18 protein-coding genes are annotated in these 16,109 nt (G+C 69.3%); 7 read left to right on the forward strand and 11 right to left on the reverse strand.

Annotated elements, in window-relative coordinates:
- Nucleotides 1–42: 42 nt before the first annotated feature.
- A complete protein-coding gene (locus SNAS_RS33160) occupies nucleotides 43–549 on the forward strand; it encodes a hypothetical protein (RefSeq protein WP_013019942.1) in 507 nt (168 codons plus the stop codon).
- Nucleotides 550–578: 29 nt separating this feature from the next.
- On the opposite strand, the gene SNAS_RS23380 is transcribed toward SNAS_RS33160, so the two are convergent.
- Complete coding sequence (locus SNAS_RS23380) at nucleotides 579–1,229, reverse strand: phosphotransferase (protein WP_013019943.1); 651 nt, start codon at nucleotides 1,227–1,229, stop codon at nucleotides 579–581.
- 62 nt (nucleotides 1,230–1,291) lie between these two features.
- On the reverse strand, nucleotides 1,292–1,843 hold the full coding sequence (locus SNAS_RS23385; protein WP_013019944.1) for a nucleoside/nucleotide kinase family protein: 552 nt from the start codon (nucleotides 1,841–1,843) through the stop codon (nucleotides 1,292–1,294).
- Between the two features lie 110 nt (nucleotides 1,844–1,953).
- On the opposite strand from SNAS_RS23385, the gene SNAS_RS23390 reads away from it, so the two are divergent.
- Nucleotides 1,954–2,895 carry an erythromycin esterase family protein gene (locus SNAS_RS23390; RefSeq protein ID WP_013019945.1) on the forward strand — a complete coding sequence of 314 codons (942 nt, stop codon included), beginning with the start codon at nucleotides 1,954–1,956 and terminating at the stop codon, nucleotides 2,893–2,895.
- Nucleotides 2,896–2,921: 26 nt separating this feature from the next.
- Here the strand turns inward: SNAS_RS23390 and SNAS_RS33165 are convergent, their stop codons facing one another.
- Both SNAS_RS33165 and SNAS_RS23400 read right to left on the reverse strand, forming a co-directional pair.
- Nucleotides 2,922–4,433: a serine/threonine protein kinase gene (locus SNAS_RS33165; protein ID WP_013019946.1), complete on the reverse strand. Its 1,512-nt coding sequence runs from the start codon at nucleotides 4,431–4,433 to the stop codon at nucleotides 2,922–2,924.
- 72 nt (nucleotides 4,434–4,505) lie between these two features.
- Nucleotides 4,506–5,330 (reverse strand): GNAT family N-acetyltransferase, encoded by an 825-nt coding sequence (locus tag SNAS_RS23400; RefSeq protein ID WP_013019947.1) that lies wholly within the window; start codon nucleotides 5,328–5,330, stop codon nucleotides 4,506–4,508.
- Nucleotides 5,331–5,386: 56 nt separating this feature from the next.
- Here SNAS_RS23400 and SNAS_RS23405 point away from each other — a divergent pair, with 56 nt between their 5' ends.
- Together SNAS_RS23405 and SNAS_RS23410 are read left to right on the forward strand one after the other, a co-directional pair.
- The gene (locus tag SNAS_RS23405) at nucleotides 5,387–5,926 is read left to right on the forward strand and encodes a GNAT family N-acetyltransferase (RefSeq protein ID WP_169313916.1); all 540 of its coding nucleotides are present in this window, start codon (nucleotides 5,387–5,389) and stop codon (nucleotides 5,924–5,926) included.
- Nucleotides 5,927–5,997: 71 nt separating this feature from the next.
- The gene (locus SNAS_RS23410) at nucleotides 5,998–7,098 is read left to right on the forward strand and encodes a winged helix DNA-binding domain-containing protein (RefSeq protein ID WP_013019949.1); all 1,101 of its coding nucleotides are present in this window, start codon (nucleotides 5,998–6,000) and stop codon (nucleotides 7,096–7,098) included.
- 61 nt (nucleotides 7,099–7,159) lie between these two features.
- Here the strand turns inward: SNAS_RS23410 and SNAS_RS23415 are convergent, their stop codons facing one another.
- The 4 genes from SNAS_RS23415 to SNAS_RS23430 form a co-directional block, all read right to left on the reverse strand.
- Nucleotides 7,160–7,774, reverse strand: coding sequence for a GyrI-like domain-containing protein (locus tag SNAS_RS23415; RefSeq protein WP_013019950.1), 615 nt, complete (start codon nucleotides 7,772–7,774; stop codon nucleotides 7,160–7,162).
- Between the two features lie 4 nt (nucleotides 7,775–7,778).
- The gene (locus SNAS_RS35940; RefSeq protein ID WP_041625129.1) at nucleotides 7,779–8,741 is read right to left on the reverse strand and encodes a helix-turn-helix transcriptional regulator; all 963 of its coding nucleotides are present in this window, start codon (nucleotides 8,739–8,741) and stop codon (nucleotides 7,779–7,781) included.
- A gap of 105 nt (nucleotides 8,742–8,846) precedes the next feature.
- Nucleotides 8,847–9,785 (reverse strand): zinc metalloprotease, encoded by a 939-nt coding sequence (locus SNAS_RS23425; RefSeq protein WP_013019952.1) that lies wholly within the window; start codon nucleotides 9,783–9,785, stop codon nucleotides 8,847–8,849.
- A 217-nt stretch (nucleotides 9,786–10,002) separates the two neighbouring features.
- Nucleotides 10,003–10,593: a TetR/AcrR family transcriptional regulator gene (locus SNAS_RS23430; protein WP_013019953.1), complete on the reverse strand. Its 591-nt coding sequence runs from the start codon at nucleotides 10,591–10,593 to the stop codon at nucleotides 10,003–10,005.
- A 94-nt stretch (nucleotides 10,594–10,687) separates the two neighbouring features.
- Between SNAS_RS23430 and SNAS_RS23435 the strand changes: the two genes are divergently transcribed.
- Complete coding sequence (locus SNAS_RS23435; protein ID WP_013019954.1) at nucleotides 10,688–11,866, forward strand: DUF418 domain-containing protein; 1,179 nt, start codon at nucleotides 10,688–10,690, stop codon at nucleotides 11,864–11,866.
- A 278-nt stretch (nucleotides 11,867–12,144) separates the two neighbouring features.
- Here the strand turns inward: SNAS_RS23435 and SNAS_RS23440 are convergent, their stop codons facing one another.
- Nucleotides 12,145–12,873: an SDR family NAD(P)-dependent oxidoreductase gene (locus SNAS_RS23440; protein ID WP_013019955.1), complete on the reverse strand. Its 729-nt coding sequence runs from the start codon at nucleotides 12,871–12,873 to the stop codon at nucleotides 12,145–12,147.
- A 100-nt stretch (nucleotides 12,874–12,973) separates the two neighbouring features.
- Between SNAS_RS23440 and SNAS_RS23445 the strand changes: the two genes are divergently transcribed.
- Nucleotides 12,974–13,615, forward strand: a complete 642-nt coding sequence (locus SNAS_RS23445) for a TetR/AcrR family transcriptional regulator (protein WP_013019956.1) — start codon at nucleotides 12,974–12,976, stop codon at nucleotides 13,613–13,615.
- A 407-nt stretch (nucleotides 13,616–14,022) separates the two neighbouring features.
- Here SNAS_RS23445 and SNAS_RS23450 read toward each other — a convergent pair whose 3' ends face one another.
- Nucleotides 14,023–14,967 (reverse strand): M56 family metallopeptidase, encoded by a 945-nt coding sequence (locus tag SNAS_RS23450; protein WP_013019957.1) that lies wholly within the window; start codon nucleotides 14,965–14,967, stop codon nucleotides 14,023–14,025.
- Nucleotides 14,964–15,317 (reverse strand): BlaI/MecI/CopY family transcriptional regulator, encoded by a 354-nt coding sequence (locus tag SNAS_RS23455; protein ID WP_244409058.1) that lies wholly within the window; start codon nucleotides 15,315–15,317, stop codon nucleotides 14,964–14,966. Before SNAS_RS23455 ends, SNAS_RS23450 begins: the two co-directional genes overlap by 4 nt.
- Before the next feature lie 126 nt (nucleotides 15,318–15,443).
- On the opposite strand from SNAS_RS23455, the gene SNAS_RS23460 reads away from it, so the two are divergent.
- Nucleotides 15,444–16,109: a DUF3105 domain-containing protein gene (locus SNAS_RS23460; RefSeq protein ID WP_013019959.1), complete on the forward strand. Its 666-nt coding sequence runs from the start codon at nucleotides 15,444–15,446 to the stop codon at nucleotides 16,107–16,109.

The following is a 16,109-nucleotide window of genomic DNA, read 5'->3' on the forward strand; positions in this document are numbered from 1 at the left end:
GCTCCCCATCGGGCCTTCGCCGTGTCGAGGAGCGTCGCTAGCATGTCGGGTGTGTACACCGACATCGACACGTTGCGGCGGTCTCGCGGGTTGTGGTTCGCCGTCGCGGTGCTGCTGTCGATGTGGCTGTTCGGCAACGTCTACGAGGAACTCGTCACGATCGTGGCGGTGCTGGCCGAACCGCGTCCGGGTGCGTTCCCGGACGCGCTGGAGCCCGGCAGTCCGGTGTTCTACTACCTGCCGTGGGGCCCGCTTGGGGTGGCGTTGACCGTCGTGTTGCGGCTGCGCTTCGGAGCGGCGGTGTCGGCGAAGGTCCGTCGTACGTGGAACACCGCGCTGGTCGCGCTGGCCATCGGCGTGGGGGCCAAGGTGCTGCTCATCGTCACGGTGAACCCGCGTTTCCGCGACCCGTCGCGCTCGGAGATGGCGGTGGCCGCTGACGCGGTGCTGTGGGCCTTCGGCAACGGCCTGGCCATCGTGGGCACCGCGACGGCGCTGGCCCTGTTCGCTCTCACCCGGCGCCCGCAACCACCCGCGCCGCGAGCTTGAGCCGCTGGCCATCGCCCGTGTGGCTGCGCTCAGCTCTCCAGCTCGGACAGCCAGTCTCGCAATAGCTGGCCCTCGGCGGGTTTTAGGTTCGGGTTGACCATCCGCTGCCGGATCGCCGTGGGCAGCCACGGGTTCGGGTCATGGTCTACTTTGGCCGCGAACTCCTCGGTGAGCCGCCGCCGTCCCGCGTCCAGCACCGCAAGGTCGACCCCGTCGGGGATCGCGACGCTCAGCACCACGATCGTGTCGGCGACGTCCAGCCCCGGATGCGCGGCCACCGCGTTGGTCCAGTCGATGACCACCGGCCCGCTCTCGGTGACGATCACGTTGGCCGGATGCAGATCCAGGTGCGCGATCCGATCGCCGCCACTGTCGTGCCCCCGCAGCCAGTCCGGCGCCGACAGCTCGTGAAGTCGATTGTGGACCTCAGCCAGCGTGGCCACCCCGTCCTCGGCACCGTCCAGCATGGTTTCCATCAGCGACGGCCCGTGCAGCCTTTCCATCACGATGTCGCGGCCGGAGACATCGAAGATCTCCGGCACCGGATACCCAGCCTGACGCACGTGGCTCTGTATCCGGATCTCAGTCTGGCTCGGCTCCCCGTGGCGGCACCGCCGCAGGACGCGCTCGTCATCGAGCGCGTAGACGTCGGCGTCTCGGCCCTGGGCCAACAGTTCCATGGGCCGACGATACGAGGCCGGACGGGCCGGTGAGCCGCCACCAGTCGGCCGACGGCTGTCGCTCACGCACTCGCCGGACGCGGCACCAACGCCGCGTCCAGCTTCTCCAGCAACCGCGAAGCGGTCTCGGCGACCGTCTCCCCCGAGTTGTCGTGCCACAACCCGACCCGCGCGGTCTCGTTGCGCAGCGCGTCGACCAGCGCCTGCGGCGTCACCGTCTCGGTGTAGCCGGACTTGCCGCGCCCCAGCTCCCGCTCCTCGATCGACGCGATGTCCGGGTCCAGAGCGATCACGTGCACGTCGCCGGTCTCGTGCCCCATCGCGATGACGTCGGTCAGCGTCTCCCCGAACATGTTGTCCGACACGACCGCGTCGAACCCCTTGTCGCGGTACACGTTCGCGACCGCGATGCTGCCCCGGTACCGCAGGTACAGCTGCTCCATCGCGCCCGGAGGTGGCGGCAGGTCCATGCCGATCGCGCCGGAGACGACGAACTCCGCGATGGCGTCGCCGTCGACGTGGACGGCCTTGGGCAGCAGCCGCGCCAAGGCGTTCCCGATCGTGGTCTTCCCGGCCGCCTGGGCGCCGGTGATGAGTATGAGCCGCGCGTTCACGCCGGAAGCCTAGGCAAGCCCGGCCCGCGCCCGCAACGCCTTTACCCGCGTTTAACCCGCTCGCGCGCCGGGTAATGCCGCTGTCGACCCGATGGGCAGGAGGCACCGTCATGTCCGACGCGGTGACGAACTGGATCGAGCACCACGCGCACCGGCTGACCGAGTTCGACCCGGCCGCGCCGTTGACCGATCTCAAACCGCTGCGGGCCATGATCGGCGGCGCGAAGGTGGTGGCGCTGGGCTCGTCGATCCGCACCTCGCACGAGCTGTCGGCCCTGTCGCACCGGATCCTGCGGCTGCTGGTCGAGTTCTCGGGCTTCCGCTCGCTGGCGTTCGAGGGCGACGACCCGCACGAGCTGGGGCTGGACGAGTACATCAGTACCGGCACGGGCGACGCACGCGCGCTGTTGTCGGTGGCGCGCACATTCTGGCAGCTAGAGGAGGTCGCCGACCTCGTCGAGTGGATGCGCGAGCACCACCGCCAGCACCCCGACGACGCCATCCGGTTCGCGCGCGACCTGCGCCGCATCCCCGACTCGGCACCCGGCCCGGAAGACCTCGCCGCGATCGAACGCGACCTCGCCGACAACATCACCTGGTGGCTGGAGGAGTCCACCACCAAGATCGTCCACTGGGGAGGAATAGCCCACACGGCCGTCGGCGACCCCCGCGCTGTCTCGCCCGCCCCCGAACCGATCGAGCACCGCAACGCGGGCGCGTACCTCCGCGAGCGCCTGGGCCCCGACTACGTCTCCGTCGGGCTCACCTTCCACCACGGCCTGGCCCCGTTCGAGATCCCGCCTCCCCCCGAGGGTTTCGCCGACCACGTCCTGGGCCAGGTCGCGATGGACGCCTACCTGCTCGACCTGCGCCAGGAATGCCCGCCGTCGGTCGAGTCCTGGCTCCGCTCCCCCACCCGAACCCGCCTGATCGGCCCGGCCTTCGACCCGGGCGACCACGAGTCGTTCCACATGTCGGGCGGTTCGCTGAAGGACTGGTTCGACATCCTGATCCACGTCAACGAAATCTCCCCAGCCCAGCCCCTCGACTGACCCCCGCGGGCCCGAGCCATGTCGTGTCAGTCTTTGGCTTCCTTGGTCTCCCAGCGCTGGTTCTCGTCGTCGTTGCAGTCCTGCCCCTGCGGGGCCCCGGACGCCGCCGCGAGGCAGAACTTGCTGTTCGTGACACTGTGGATGCGCCACACGTCGACGCCCGCCTTGGTCTCGATCCACTCGAACTTCCACGCCGTGTCGGGGGTGCACTCCCCGGCCAGCACGTCCTCGTCCCCGTATCGCCAGTTCACGCAGGCCTTGTCGCCGTCGGCCGTGTTGACGATCTCGAAGACGCCCTTGTTGCCGGAGTCGGGCGCGAACTCGAACTTCGTGGTGTCGCCCCCGCAGTCGGCCAGCACGACCGCGTCGCTGAACAGGCCGTAGTCCATGGCCACGCACTGGTCGTTGCTGGCGTTGGCCAAAGTGGAGTTCGCGGGCGCGTCGGGTCCGGTGGGGCTCGGCGATGCCGAGGACGACGACTTCGACGATGACTTGTCGTCGGCGGTTTCGCCGCCGCTGTTGCGTCCGGCGAACCAGGCCACCCCCACCGCCAGCACGATGACCAGCACCACGCCGAGCGTGATCAGCACGGTCGTGAGGGTTCGCTTGCGCAGCATACGATCCACGGACTCGGGTGCCTCGGACGACGGCTCGATGTCGATCGGTTCGGTGGGCGGCACCGGCGGTTGGGCCCGCCCCATCGGCATCACCCGCGTTCCGGAGGCCGCTCCCCGGCACGCCGAGGCCAGTTCCGCCGCCGATCCGAACCGCTGTTGCGGGTCCTTGGCCATCGCCGTGGTGATGACGTCGGCGACCGCGCGTGGCACGTCGTCGGGCAGCGGCGCCGGTTCCCGGTTGAGGTGCGCGGCGATGACCGCGGCCGTGTCGCCGTAGAACGGCGGCGCCCCTGTCAGGCATTCGTAGCCGACGACGCCCAGCGAGTAGATGTCGGACGCGCCGGTCAGCTTCACGCCCCGCAGCTGTTCGGGCGAGGCGTATTCGACGGTGCCGATGACCGAGCCCGCCGCCGTCAGTTTCGAGTCGCCCGGACGCCTGGCGATCCCGAAGTCGATCAGGGTGACGGTGCCGTCCTCGGCGACCAGGATGTTGGCGGGTTTGATGTCGCGGTGCACGATGCCCGCGCCGTGGGCGGCGCCCAGCGCGGTGGCGCACTGCGCCAGGATCGGCAGCAGCTTGCCGGGTTCCACCCGTCCGGATTCGGCGAGCATCGTGGACAGTGGCTTGGCGTCGACGAGCTCCATGACCAGATAGGACAGCGGCGACCCGTCCGGGCTGGTCTCCTCGCACGCGTCGTACAGGTCGATGAGGCCGGGTGCGTTGAGCGAGGCCAGGGTGCGGGCCTCCTGGATGAACCGGTGCTGGAACTGCGGATCGGCCGCCAGCGCCGGGTGCAGGATCTTGATGGCGACGGTGCGGTGCAGCATCTCGTCCTCGGCCCGCCACACCTCGCCCATGCCACCGACGGCTATCCGGCCGGTCAGCCGATAGCGCTCCTTGAGCACCTGGCCCGTTTCCATTGCGCCTCCCTATTAATCGCCGTGACGATTATGCAAGGTCGCCGCGAGCGCCCGGCCAGGCGTAGGCCCCGGCTATTCCGCCGCCGCGTCCTGCGGCTTCCACACGTACGGAAAGGCCTTGGTCACCCACGACATCCCCATCCGCAGCAGGATCGGCCGCGACTCGTCGGAACAGTCGAACTGGAGGTACTTGAAGCCCCGCGCCACCGCCAGCTGCGCCCGACGCGCGACCAACGCCCGGTAGATGCCCTTGCCGCGCCAGCCGGGCAGCGTCGATCCGCCCCACAGCGAGGCGAACTCGGTTCCCTTGTGGCATCGGATCCACGCGGCGCACACCACTTCGCCGTCGGCCTCGGCGACCAGCACGGTCACCGGGTCGGTGGTGCTCTTCAGCTCGGCCGCCAGCGCCTTGGGCAGCCACTCCATCGGGGTGTCCCAGACCTTCTCCTCCATGGCCCGCACCCGTTCCAGGTCGGCGTCCGAGGTGATCTCCCGCACGGTCACGCCCTCGGGCAGCCGGACGGCGATCATGTGGTCGGCGGCCTCGCCGATGACAATGGACTCCAGTTCCTCGGGCTCGAAACCGTGCGCGGCCAACCGGTCCGGCAGGTCGGCGGGCTGGTCCTCGACGTGGTACTTCCACTCGACGGTCTTGCCGAGCCCGGCGAAGTAGTCGCGCTGCTCGGCGATGAACGCGTCCAGCGCCTCACCGTCCAGGCCGCCGAGGTCCTTGTACATGATGAAGCCGCGACCTTGGATCTTCGTCAGCCGTTTCACCGGCCCGACGACGTCGACGGTCTCCTCGTCGGGGTCGTTGACGAACATGCGGTCGCGCAGCTGATCGTTGTAAGCGTCCAGATACTCCCGGGCACGCGGGCTGGTGTCGATCTCGTTCACGACCTCATACAAGCAGGCCCGTCAATCGATTTTCGCCGATGGCCCACAATCGGCGGATGAGAACTCAGGTGGAGACGAAGCGGTTGTTGTTGCGGCCGTTGACGGGTGACGACTTCGACGACTACGCGGCGATGCTGGCCGATCCCGAGGTGGCCGCGGGGCTTGCCGAGTCGACGGGCACCTCCGCCGCCGACGCCTGGCGCAGCCTGGCCACGTTCATCGGCCACCGGCACATCCGCGGCTACTCGCATTTCGCACTGGTCGAAAAGGACACCGGACGGTTCGTGGGCCGCGCCGGTCCCTGGCAGCCGCACGGGTTTCCGGGCCTGGGCGTCGGCTGGTGCCTGGACCGTCGCTTCTGGGGCCGGGGCTACGCGACCGAGGCCGCGCACGCGGCGGTGCGGTACTGCTTCACCGACCTGGGCGCCACCGAGATCGTGTCGGTGATCCTGCCCGGCAACGAGCGCTCGGCGACGGTGGCCGAGCGGGTCGGGCACCGGTTCCTGCGCGAGCTGACCTATCGCGGGCAGCAGGCGCGGTTGTACGGGCAGTCGGCGGACGAGTGGCGGGCGCGCGAGAATTCCGCAACCGTCTGAGTATCGAGGACCGTATCTGTCCGCGATTGCCGATACGTTTCGGGTGACGACGAGATCGAGAAAGGCTCCCGATGACCGCCACCCTGTCGACCCGGACCCTCAACCGCACCCTGCTGCACCGCCAGCACCTGACCCAGCGCACCGGCGCCTCGGCGCTGGAGGTGCTCAAGCACCTGGTCGCGGTGCAGGGCCAGGAACCGAACTGGCCGTATGTGGGACTGTGGACCCGGATCACGGACTTCAAGAAGGACGAACTGACCGAGTTGCTGGAGACCAACGCGGTGGTGCGCTCCACGGTCATCCGGGTCACCCAGCATCTGGTGGCGGCCGAGGACATCGGCTGGCTGCGGCCGACGGTGCAGCCGAAGGTCGTGCGGCACCTGAAGGCCGCGCACTACGCGAACGAGATCGAGGGCATCGACCACGACGAGCTCGCGGCGGCGGGGCGCGAGATCCTGTCGGGCGGCCGGATGCCGCGCAAGGAGTTCATCGAGAAGCTGAGCCAGCGGTTCCCCGGCCACCACCCCGGACGGCTGGCAGATTCGGTGGAGGTGCTGCACGCCCTCGTGCCCGCGCCGTCGGCGGCGGTGTGGGGCAGCTGGCGGGCGCGGCTGAAGCGCGAGGTGTCATTGGCCGAGCACGTCACCGGCCGCCCGATGGAACCGGCCAATGTAGAGCGGATGATCCGCCGCTACCTGGCGGCCTTCGGGCCCGCGAGCGTCATGGACATGCAGGCGTGGTCGGGTTTGACCAAGCTACGCGACGAGGTCGAGCGGCTGCGCCCGCAGCTGACGGTGTATCGCGGCGAGGACGGTCGCGAACTGTTCGACCTGCCCGGGGCACCCATAGTGGATGGAAGCGAGCCGGTTCCGGTGCGGTTCCTGCCCGCGTACGACAACGCGCTGTTGGCCTATAAGGACCGGACCCGGATCATGTCCGAGTCCGATCGCAAGCGGGTGACTCCCGGTGGGGCGCTGGTGCTGCCGACCTTCCTGGTGGACGGTTTCGTGGCGGGGCTGTGGTCCGTCGAGGGCTCGACGCTGACGATCTCGCCGTTCCGGGAGCTGTCGGCCGCTGACGAGGCGGCGTTGGCGGCCGAAGCCGCCGAGCTGTACGACTTCATCGCCCCCGACGCCCCCGAGCGCGACATCCGCTGGGAACCAGCGGGTTAGCGGCCACGGCCGCAGCCCCGCCCCCAGCCCCGCCCGCGCGGCGAAGCCGCGTCGGGCCGGGTCAGCCGACGCCGTGCCGCAGGATGGTCTTCATCCGCTCCGGAACGGCCTTGCGTGGGTCGGACAGGTAGATCTCGTGATGCCTTCCGGTCCACGACAGGCCCTTGTCCTTCACGAACGCGTTGAGTCGCTCCATTGTCTCCGGTTCGCTGCTGTACGGCCCGATGTGAAGGATCTGCGCCGACAGGCCCTCGGTGAACTCCTCGAACCGCACCCGCCCGAACTCCTCCCGCTCCCCCTTCTTGCGCCGGGCCGAGGCCACCGCGTCGGCGAACCCCACCGCGTCGACCTGCGGCGGCTGCGGAATCATCATCGTCCAGTTCCATTCGTCCCGCCGCAACCACTCCGGCGTGTCACTGAACTCGTCCGTCCACCACAGACCCTCCAGCGGCGGCACCGGGTACTCGATCACCTCGGCCTTCTTCAACGCGAACCGCAACGTATAGGCCACGGTATACAGAGCCTCCACAGCGGCCCCGTACCCCGACGACTCGACGTCGGGATCCCCATGCCCGTCGATCATGAGGAACGCCCGCGTCGGCACCTCCACCAGCTCCGGCTCAGTCTTGGGTCCATACAGATCACGGTGAACCTTCTTCAGATCCTGCTTCAACACGCTATTATCCTTTGCCTTCAGTGGACTCGCGAATCCGTTCCGCGAGCTTGCGCGAATACTCGACGAACTCCTCGGGCCCGACGATCCGGTACTCCAACCCCAAGACGCCCAACATGATGGCCATCCATTCGAAGGAGTCCGCGTCGACCGAATATCTACAGTGCTCATCGTCGATGCGCGTCAGTGTCCCGTCCCGGTCGTTCTGGAGACTGGCCACCCGCTCCAACGGCGCGTGGAAGTCGACGACGATGTGATGCATCGGCGGATACCGTTTCAACGCGTTCTCCACAAACGACGCCGCGCTCTCCGCCGGCAGCTCCCGCGCCTCGAACCGCCCCGGCCCCACCTGCGGGTCACTCATGCGATCCATCCGAAAGATCCGCCAGTCCCCCCGATCCAGATCCCAGGCCAGCAGGTACCACCGCCGGTTCACCAGCACCTGCCGATACGGCTCCACCCGCCGCCGGGTCCGGGCATCCCCACGATCGCGGTAGTCGAAATCCAGCCGCTGCGAGCGATGACTCGCCTCTCCCACGATATCCAGCAGCCGCGCGCTCACCTGCGGCCAGCGCGCCGGTGTGGTCTCGGTGGCCGCGTGCATCGCCCGAACCCGCTGCCGCAACCGTTTCGGCAACACCTGCTCCACTTTGCGCAAAGCGCTGGACGCCGTGTCGGCGACGTCCGCCATCACCCCGTCCGACGCCACCCGCAGGCCCAACGCGATCGCGACCGCCTCGTCGTCCTCCAACAGCAGCGGCGGCATCGCCGAGCCCGCGACCAGCCGGTAGTGCCCGCCGGGCCCGCGCGTGGTCTCGACCGGGTAACCCAGTTCCCGCAGCCGGTCGATGTCGCGGCGCAGCGTGCGCGGGCTGGTCGACAACCGTTCGGCCAGTTCGATTCCGGTCCACGACCGACCGCCCTGCAACAGAGACAGCAGGCTCAGCATGCGACGTCGGGTATCGGCCATGTCCTAGAAGCTAGACCCGGTTGCGGCCAGAAACTGACCTAAACCCGAAACGAAAGGACGGCCGCCGCGCCACATCGACGCGACGACCGTCCCGCTGGCTCAGCCTCAGGCGCGGAACGCCGTCCAGGCTTCGTGCATCCGCGTGGTCTGTCCCGCGGTGAACTCGTACATGCAGTCGTCCTCGGTGTAGTCCATGAAGTTGTGGATCGGGTCGACACCGGCGACCCGGGTGCAGCTGTCGCGTCCGGTCGGGCACCCGTAGGCCGGGGACGATTCGGCCGCGGTGTCGGCGACCTGGTCGCCCTTGCCCTTACATCCACCCTGGAACGTGTGGTACAGGTTCAGCCAGTGCCCCGCCTCGTGGGTGGCGGTGTCGCCACCGTCGTAGGGCGCCGCGGTGCCGCCGGGCAGCGACTCGTTGAGCACGACGACGCCGTCGTCGCTGCCGATGCTGCGGTCGGGGAAGGTCGCCCAGCCCAGCAGCCCGTCGCCGATGTTGGCGGCGTAGATGTTGAGCGTGTCCGCGCCGCCCTCTCGCAGCGCGGCCTTCATGTCGCGTTCGGCGGCCGAGCCGTAGCCGACGTTGTACCAGCTCGCGTTGACGGTGCGGGTGGTCTTGACCAGGTTGAACTGGAAGTCGGTGTCCGCGCCGCCGGTGGCGCCGCTGTAGGAGTCGTTGAGCACCTTCATCTGCTCGGCGATCATCGAGTCGGGCAGGTTGCCGCCCGCGCGGGTGGAGTCCTGCATGATCACGTGGAACACCACCGGGACGGTGACGCTGGCGGCCAGGTCCCGTTGCGAGACCGAGCGGTCGGCCAGGGCGTCGGCCAGTTCGCGTTCGGCCTTGGCGACCTGTTTTCCGGTCAACGCGTTGGGATCGTGGTGGCCGTGGGCGTCCTTGGTGACGCGCAGCGCGGAGCCGTCGTCGCAGGCGGCCGCGACGGCGCTGGCGGTGGCGGGAGCGGCGGCGGTCGTGGCGGCCAGCGCCACCGCCGCGGCCACTCCGGCGATTCTGCGCAGCCTCGTATACAGGGTCGTGGGCATGGGGTGTCTCCTGGAAAGGGGCGAGACCGTCCGGGCGGGCGCTCCGGCGGCGTCAGTACACTTCGGCCTGACGGTGCGGCGTCAAGCCGTAGCAGAAGCCTAGAAGAGACTTTCCGCAGAATCAAGCATTCATATATAAGAATTTCTGTTTAACGTTGCGAGGACAGCGGAACATACTGGGAATGCCCATAGTGCCCAGACGCGGACGGCCCTCGCGCTAGCGCCCGAGCCCGAGCGCGGGCAGGATCGCCTCGTCCACGATCGCGGCCAGATCGGACTCGGCGGGCATCGCGAACCGGTCCATGGAGAACTTGAACACCAACGCCTCCCCGATGTCGGCCACGACCGGGGTCACCCGCTCCGGGTCGATCTCACCGCGATCGGCGTAGTGGCGCAACACGGTGAGCGTGAAGCGGGAACCCTTCGCCTCGAAGACCTCCTCGAACACCCGCTTGGTGAACTCGGGGTGGGCCCCGCTTCCGGCCACGATGGCCGAGACCGCACGGGCGGCGGGGGTCATCATCCAGTCGCACAACAGTTGCAGCGCCGCGATCAGGTCGCCGCGCAGATCGTCGGCGCCGGGGCTGGGGGTCTCCTGCGGCATCCGCTCGCGCAGCGCCTCGATCAGCAGCGCGTGCGTGTCGGGCCAGCGCCGGTACAGCGAGGTCTTGGCGGCGCCGCTGCGTCGGGCGATTCCCTCCATCGTCAACCGTCCGATGCCGACCTCGTTGAGCTCGTCGATGGCGGCCTCGTGGATGGCGTTGACCAGCTCGGCGCCCCGGCGGCGCGACTTGGCGGATTCGGACACAGACCCTCGCTTGTTAGATACGCCCGCGTATCTTATAGTTAGATACGGCGCCGTAGCTTATTCTCCGTCAACGTAACCCCCGAAAGGTACCGGCATGTCCGAGACCTCACCCACCCCTGTGCCCGCGGCGGTCCCCGTCGCCCGGCGCAGCCTGGCCCCCGACCTGGCCCGCGGCGTCATGCTGCTGGTCATCGCCGCCGCCCACGGTCGCATCATGGCCGAGATGTTCGGCGGCGGCCACGCCACCTCCACCCTCGACGCGGTCACCGAGCTGCTGTTGCCGATGCTCGTCGACGCCCGCGGCTACCCCATGTTCGCCGCCCTGTTCGGCTACGGCCTGTGCCAGATCTACCTGCGCCGCCAGGCCCAGAGCTGGCCATGGCCCCCGATCCGCTCCCTGGTGCGGCGGCGCGGCCGCTGGTTGCTCCTGTTCGGACTCGCGCACGTGGTGCTGCTGTTCTTCGGCGACATCCTCTCCGTCTACGGCCTCGTCGCCCTTGCCTTCGCGGGAGTGCTGCGGTTCAGCGACGCGAAACTGCTGCGCCACGCGGCGGTGTGGCTCATCGTCGGCTCAGGGCTGTACGCGGTGCTGCTGACGTTGGGCAGCGGCGACACCACCGAGGGGGCCACCGTCATGGGAGCCGACCCGATCACCGACCTCATCGGACGGTTGACGATGTGGCCGGTGTTCACCCCGTTCATGTTCGTCACGACGGTGTTCCCGTTCCTCATCGGCGTATGGGCGGCGCGGCGTCGGATCCTGGAGGAACCGACGCGGCACCTGGCGCTGCTGCGCAGGGTGGCGTTCGTCGGCATCCCGATGGGCATCGTGGGTGGCCTGCCGCTCGGCCTGCACAACATGGGGGCCTGGCACGGGGGCACCGCCGCGATCTACGGCGTCGAATGGCTGACCACGGTGGCTGGCTATATGGGTGGGCTGGGCTACGCGGCCCTCATCGGACTGATCGCGGCTCGCATTGGTGACCGGCCGGGGCGAATAGCCACGGCGCTGGCGGCCACCGGACAGCGATCGATGACCAGTTATCTGTTGCAGTCGGTGGCGTGGATGATCCTGTTCCCGCCGTACCTGGTGGGCTGGGGGCCGCAGCTGTCGGCCGCGAGCGCGGTGGCGGTGGGAGCGGGAGTCTGGCTGGCCACGGTGCTCATAGCGGAGTTGATGCGCCGCAAGGGTTGGCGCGGCCCCGCCGAACGAGCCCTGCGGAATCGCACCTACCGCGTGCGAGCACCCAAGCCGCTCGCGGCAGCTCGCTAACTGCGCCCGCCCCGGCCAGCCGCCAAACCGCTGGCCGGGGCGGAGCCGTCGCCGCGCTCGCCAAGCTGGTCGCGGCAGCCCGGTAGCCGCGGCCAGCCTCGGCTCGCGGCCCGCCCCTCCGCAGGCCGCGAGCCGCAAAGCGGCTAGGCAGTTCGCCCCGCCTCAGGCCGCAAAGCCCCCAAGGCGCGCTGCGGCGAAGCCGTCAGCCGCGCCGCCCCCAGGCTCGCGAGCGGCTCGGCCCCCGCCAAGCCACCCGCTCTCACGCGGGCCGCTCGCCGCTAGAGGTCGAGCACGTTGAACGTCTCTTCCGGACGGTCGCGCTTGCGGTGCATGTCCCATGCCACGTCGGCGAGATCGTCCGGGTTCAGCGTGCGGCCAGCAGCCATCTTGCTCATCTCCTCGTCGTTGCTGACCATCTCGTAGATGTCGCCGCGCTCGACGAGCCCGCCGATGGTGAGCGTTCCCGCGTAGATGCCCATGTCGGACAGACCCGCGTTAAGGGTGAGCGCGTAGTTGCGCAGCGCCGCTGCCGAGAGCGCCAGGTTTCCCAAGGCGGGCATGGGGATCTGGCCGCTGAGCCCGCCCGCGATCAGCACACTTCCCGTACCGCGTTCCCGCATGCCCGGCAGCACTTTCTGGACGATGTCGATCGCCGGGTACACCCACGTGAAGGCGGAGCGGACGTTGTCCGATGTGGTCTCCGCGATCGGGACGGGACGGAACACGTCGTCCACGCCCCCGGGCCCGTAGTAGAGCACCTCGATGCGGGGGTGCTCCAGCGCGATCGCGTCCAGCGCGGCGTTCAGCTGTTGCGGGTCGCGGATGTCGGCGGCGTGCGCGGTCGCGTCGACGCCCGCCGCCGCCAGCGCGTCGAGGTAGCCCTGGTGCCGCTTCTCGGAACGCGACACCAGCGCGACCCGATGGCCGCCCGCGCCGAAACGGTGCGCGATCGACATGCCCAGGCCGGGTCCGGCTCCGATGACGAGAGCGCTTGGGGTGGTGGTCATTGATTCGTCCTCACTAGGTCGTCAAAACTTGAGGGTGCCCTCAAGTTATTTCGACGATACCACGAAGTTGAGGCCACCCTCGATTTCGTAGAATGGGACAATGACCACCGAGGCCAAGCCCCTACGCCGCGACGCCGCCCGCAACCGCGACAAGCTGCGGGCCGCCGCCTCCGAGGTGTTCACCGCCAAGGGCCTGGACGCCTCGCTGGAGGAGATCGCCAAACACGCGAAGGTGAGCATCGGCACCCTCTACAACCACTTCCCCACCCGCGAGGCGCTGTTCGACGCGATCTTCCCCGAGCGGGTCGAGGCGACCGAGGCGTTGGCCCGCGAGGCGCTCACAGCGGACGACGCATGGGACGGGTTCGCGGGGTACCTGGAGGGGCTGTTCGACATGCTGGCCGCCGATCGGGGGTTGCGGCACGTGATGACGCGCGAGTACCCGGCGGCGGAGGCGCTGACCGAGGCGTGTCACCGGGGGTTCGCGGCGACCGAGGCGATCGTGTTGCGGGCCAGGGAATCGGGGAGCCTGCGGACCGACTTCGAGATGTCGGACCTCGCGTCGGTGCTGTGGGCGATGGCCCACATCATCGACACCACCGCCGATGTGGCGCCGGGCGCGTGGCGCCGGTTCCTGGCGTTCATTCTGGACGGTCTGCGATCGGAAGCGGCACACCCGATCGCTGTCGAGGCGATGCGCCCCGAACAGATCGTCGAGGCGCTGCTGGGCCCCAGCGACTGACAGCGGCGCGAGGCGCTCGGCGACCCGCGCCGCTCCGACTAGCCAGCGTGTGGCTCAGCAGCCGGGGCGAAGCCACCGCGCGAGGCGCTCGGCTACCCGTGCCGCTCCGACTAGCCAGCGTGTGGCGCGGCAGCCGGGGCGAAGCCACCGCGCGAGGCGCTCGGCTACCCGTGCCGCTCCAGCTAACCAGCGTGTGGCGCGGCAGCCGGGGCGAAGCCGCCGCGCTCGGCGCCAGCCACGCCGCCTCCGGCGTTGGCCGGGGCGAAGCCACTGCGTCCGGCGCCACTCGGGGCCAGCCCGCCGCGCGAGGCGCTCGGCTACCCGCGCCGCTCCAGCTAACCAGCGTGTGGCTCAGCAGCCGGGGCGAAGCCGCCGCGTCCGACGACAGCCAAGCCCGCGAGCCAAGCTCAGGACGAGCAGCACGCCATGTAGGTCACTGTCGCCAGCGACAGCACCGTGACCACAATGGGCAGCGCCATCGCGACGGTCCCCGTCGCGGCGATGCCCACCGCCCCCGGCCGGTTCAGCCGCTGCGGGGCGGTTATCAAGCGCCGCATCCGATCCACGGTGTCGGCCCCGGCGGCGGGCAGCGCCAGCGCGGGGGTGACGCTCGCCTCCGCGAAGGCCAGCAGGCTCTCGGCCAGCACCCGCCGTCCGCTCTTGGCGGCGGCCACATCGTCGGCTCGCAGTTCCACGAGGTGCCCGATCTGCTCGGGCAGCTCGGCGAACAGCGGCAGGAAGCACAACGGACGATGCAGGGCGTGAGCGAGCGCGGTCAGGACGTGGTGCCGTCCCGCGAGGTGAGCCCGCTCGTGGTGCAGGACGGCGGCCAGCCCACCGCCGTCGACAGCGCGCATGGCGCCGGTCGTCACCACGACGACGCCCCCGCGACCGGGGAGGCAGTACGCGGCGGCGGTGTCGTGGTCGAGCACGAGCGCGCCGGTGCGGCGGTCGGGCCGGGCCGAGGCGCTCAGCCCGCGCAGGTGCCGCCGTCGCGTCATGCTGGCCGAGATGGCTTCGGCGGCACCGGATCCGGCGAACAGCACCGGCAGCCCCACGGCGAGGACGAAGCTGAGGCCGCCCAGCAGCGCGCCGCCGACGAGCCCGTACTGCTCTTCGAGCGTGGCGAGGCACGCGCCGATGAAGTCGAGAATCCCGTGGTGGAACCCGGTCGCGGGCACGATGAGCAGCACCCCGGCCGCCACGAGCGCCAGCAAGACCGACGCGACAAGGCTGAACCAGGTGAAGATCGCCAGCCGCGGCGCCCGCGAGGTCCACCCCGCGTCGCGCAGCCAGGAGGCGCCGCACAGCGACAGCACCGCCGCGTATCCCAACAGCGCGGCCCCGCTCATGCCTCGCCCCCGTCCATCAGCCGCCGCAGTCTGTCCAGCTCCTCCGGCTCGATCGAGCCCACGAACTTCAGCAGCGTCGCCTGTCGATCGTCGCTGGCCGCCAGCACCTCGGTCATCAGCGCCGCGTCGTGCTCGGCCCGACTGCGTACCGTCCGGTACCGGTAGGCCCGCCCGTCCCGCTCCCGGCTCAGCAGCTCCTTGCGGTGCAGATTGTCCATCACCGTCATCACCGTCGTGTAAGCCAGCGGCGGCTCACGATCCAGCTCGGCCATCACCTCGCGAACCGTCGCGGGCTCGCCCCGCGCCCACAGCACCCGCATGACCGCGGTCTCCAGATCCCCCAGTCGCATCATGGCCGTCCTTCCGCTCGGCGGCCCACTCTACTAGCTCGCATAGTAAGAAAACTGGACGCTGACCCTCCCATCTACTATCTTCCATAGTTGTTACTATGTCAGCTAGTAGATGGGAGCGGCGGCATGGCGAAGACCTCGTCCCGCAAGAACCACAAGGGCAAGGGCAAGCCCAAACGCAAACCCACCGCCGCCAAACGCGGCATCCCGTGGTGGACGGTCTCCGTCGTCGCTCTGGTCCTCGTCGCTGTCGGCGTCTTCGGCTACGGCATCTGGTCGCAACCCAGCGCACCGGAAGACGCCGACATCGACGGGCTCGTCAACTACAAAGCCCAGAAGGCCAAATGGTTCGACGACCGCGACCACAAATCCGGCCCTCTCAAGTACGCCACCACTCCCCCCGCGGGCGGCAACCACAACGCGACCTGGCAGACCTGCACCGGCATCGTCTACGACAAGCCGATCCCCAACGAACACGCCGTCCACAGCCTCGAACACGGCGCCATCTGGATCACCTACGACCCCGGCCTGCCACAATCCCAGATCGAACAACTCACCAAAAAGGTCAACGGCCGCGACTACACCCTCATGAGCCCCTACAAGGGCCAGGACTCCCCCATCTCCCTGCAAGCCTGGGGTTACCAGCTCAAGCTCTCCAAAGCCGACGACGACCGCATCGACGAGTTCATCGCCACCTACCGCGTCGAAGCCTCCCAGGAACCCGGCGCCACCTGCTCCGGCGGTGTCACCGCCACCGGCGACAAACCCGTCGACCAACCCGACGAGCACTGA

Source organism: Stackebrandtia nassauensis DSM 44728 (assembly GCF_000024545.1).
Lineage (GTDB): Bacteria > Actinomycetota > Actinomycetes > Mycobacteriales > Micromonosporaceae > Stackebrandtia > Stackebrandtia nassauensis.

Coding starts and splice junctions, on each gene's coding strand:
- SNAS_RS33160 (WP_013019942.1), top strand. CDS start 43: ATGTCGGGTGTGTACACCGACATCGACACGTTGCGGCGGTCTCGCGGG.
- SNAS_RS23380 (WP_013019943.1), bottom strand. CDS start 1,229: ATGGAACTGTTGGCCCAGGGCCGAGACGCCGACGTCTACGCGCTCGAT.
- SNAS_RS23390 (WP_013019945.1), top strand. CDS start 1,954: ATGTCCGACGCGGTGACGAACTGGATCGAGCACCACGCGCACCGGCTG.
- SNAS_RS33165 (WP_013019946.1), bottom strand. CDS start 4,433: ATGGAAACGGGCCAGGTGCTCAAGGAGCGCTATCGGCTGACCGGCCGG.
- SNAS_RS23405 (WP_169313916.1), top strand. CDS start 5,387: ATGAGAACTCAGGTGGAGACGAAGCGGTTGTTGTTGCGGCCGTTGACG.
- SNAS_RS23410 (WP_013019949.1), top strand. CDS start 5,998: ATGACCGCCACCCTGTCGACCCGGACCCTCAACCGCACCCTGCTGCAC.
- SNAS_RS35940 (WP_041625129.1), bottom strand. CDS start 8,741: ATGGCCGATACCCGACGTCGCATGCTGAGCCTGCTGTCTCTGTTGCAG.
- SNAS_RS23425 (WP_013019952.1), bottom strand. CDS start 9,785: ATGCCCACGACCCTGTATACGAGGCTGCGCAGAATCGCCGGAGTGGCC.
- SNAS_RS23435 (WP_013019954.1), top strand. CDS start 10,688: ATGTCCGAGACCTCACCCACCCCTGTGCCCGCGGCGGTCCCCGTCGCC.
- SNAS_RS23440 (WP_013019955.1), bottom strand. CDS start 12,873: ATGACCACCACCCCAAGCGCTCTCGTCATCGGAGCCGGACCCGGCCTG.
- SNAS_RS23445 (WP_013019956.1), top strand. CDS start 12,974: ATGACCACCGAGGCCAAGCCCCTACGCCGCGACGCCGCCCGCAACCGC.
- SNAS_RS23450 (WP_013019957.1), bottom strand. CDS start 14,967: ATGAGCGGGGCCGCGCTGTTGGGATACGCGGCGGTGCTGTCGCTGTGC.
- SNAS_RS23455 (WP_244409058.1), bottom strand. CDS start 15,317: ATGCGACTGGGGGATCTGGAGACCGCGGTCATGCGGGTGCTGTGGGCG.
- SNAS_RS23460 (WP_013019959.1), top strand. CDS start 15,444: ATGGCGAAGACCTCGTCCCGCAAGAACCACAAGGGCAAGGGCAAGCCC.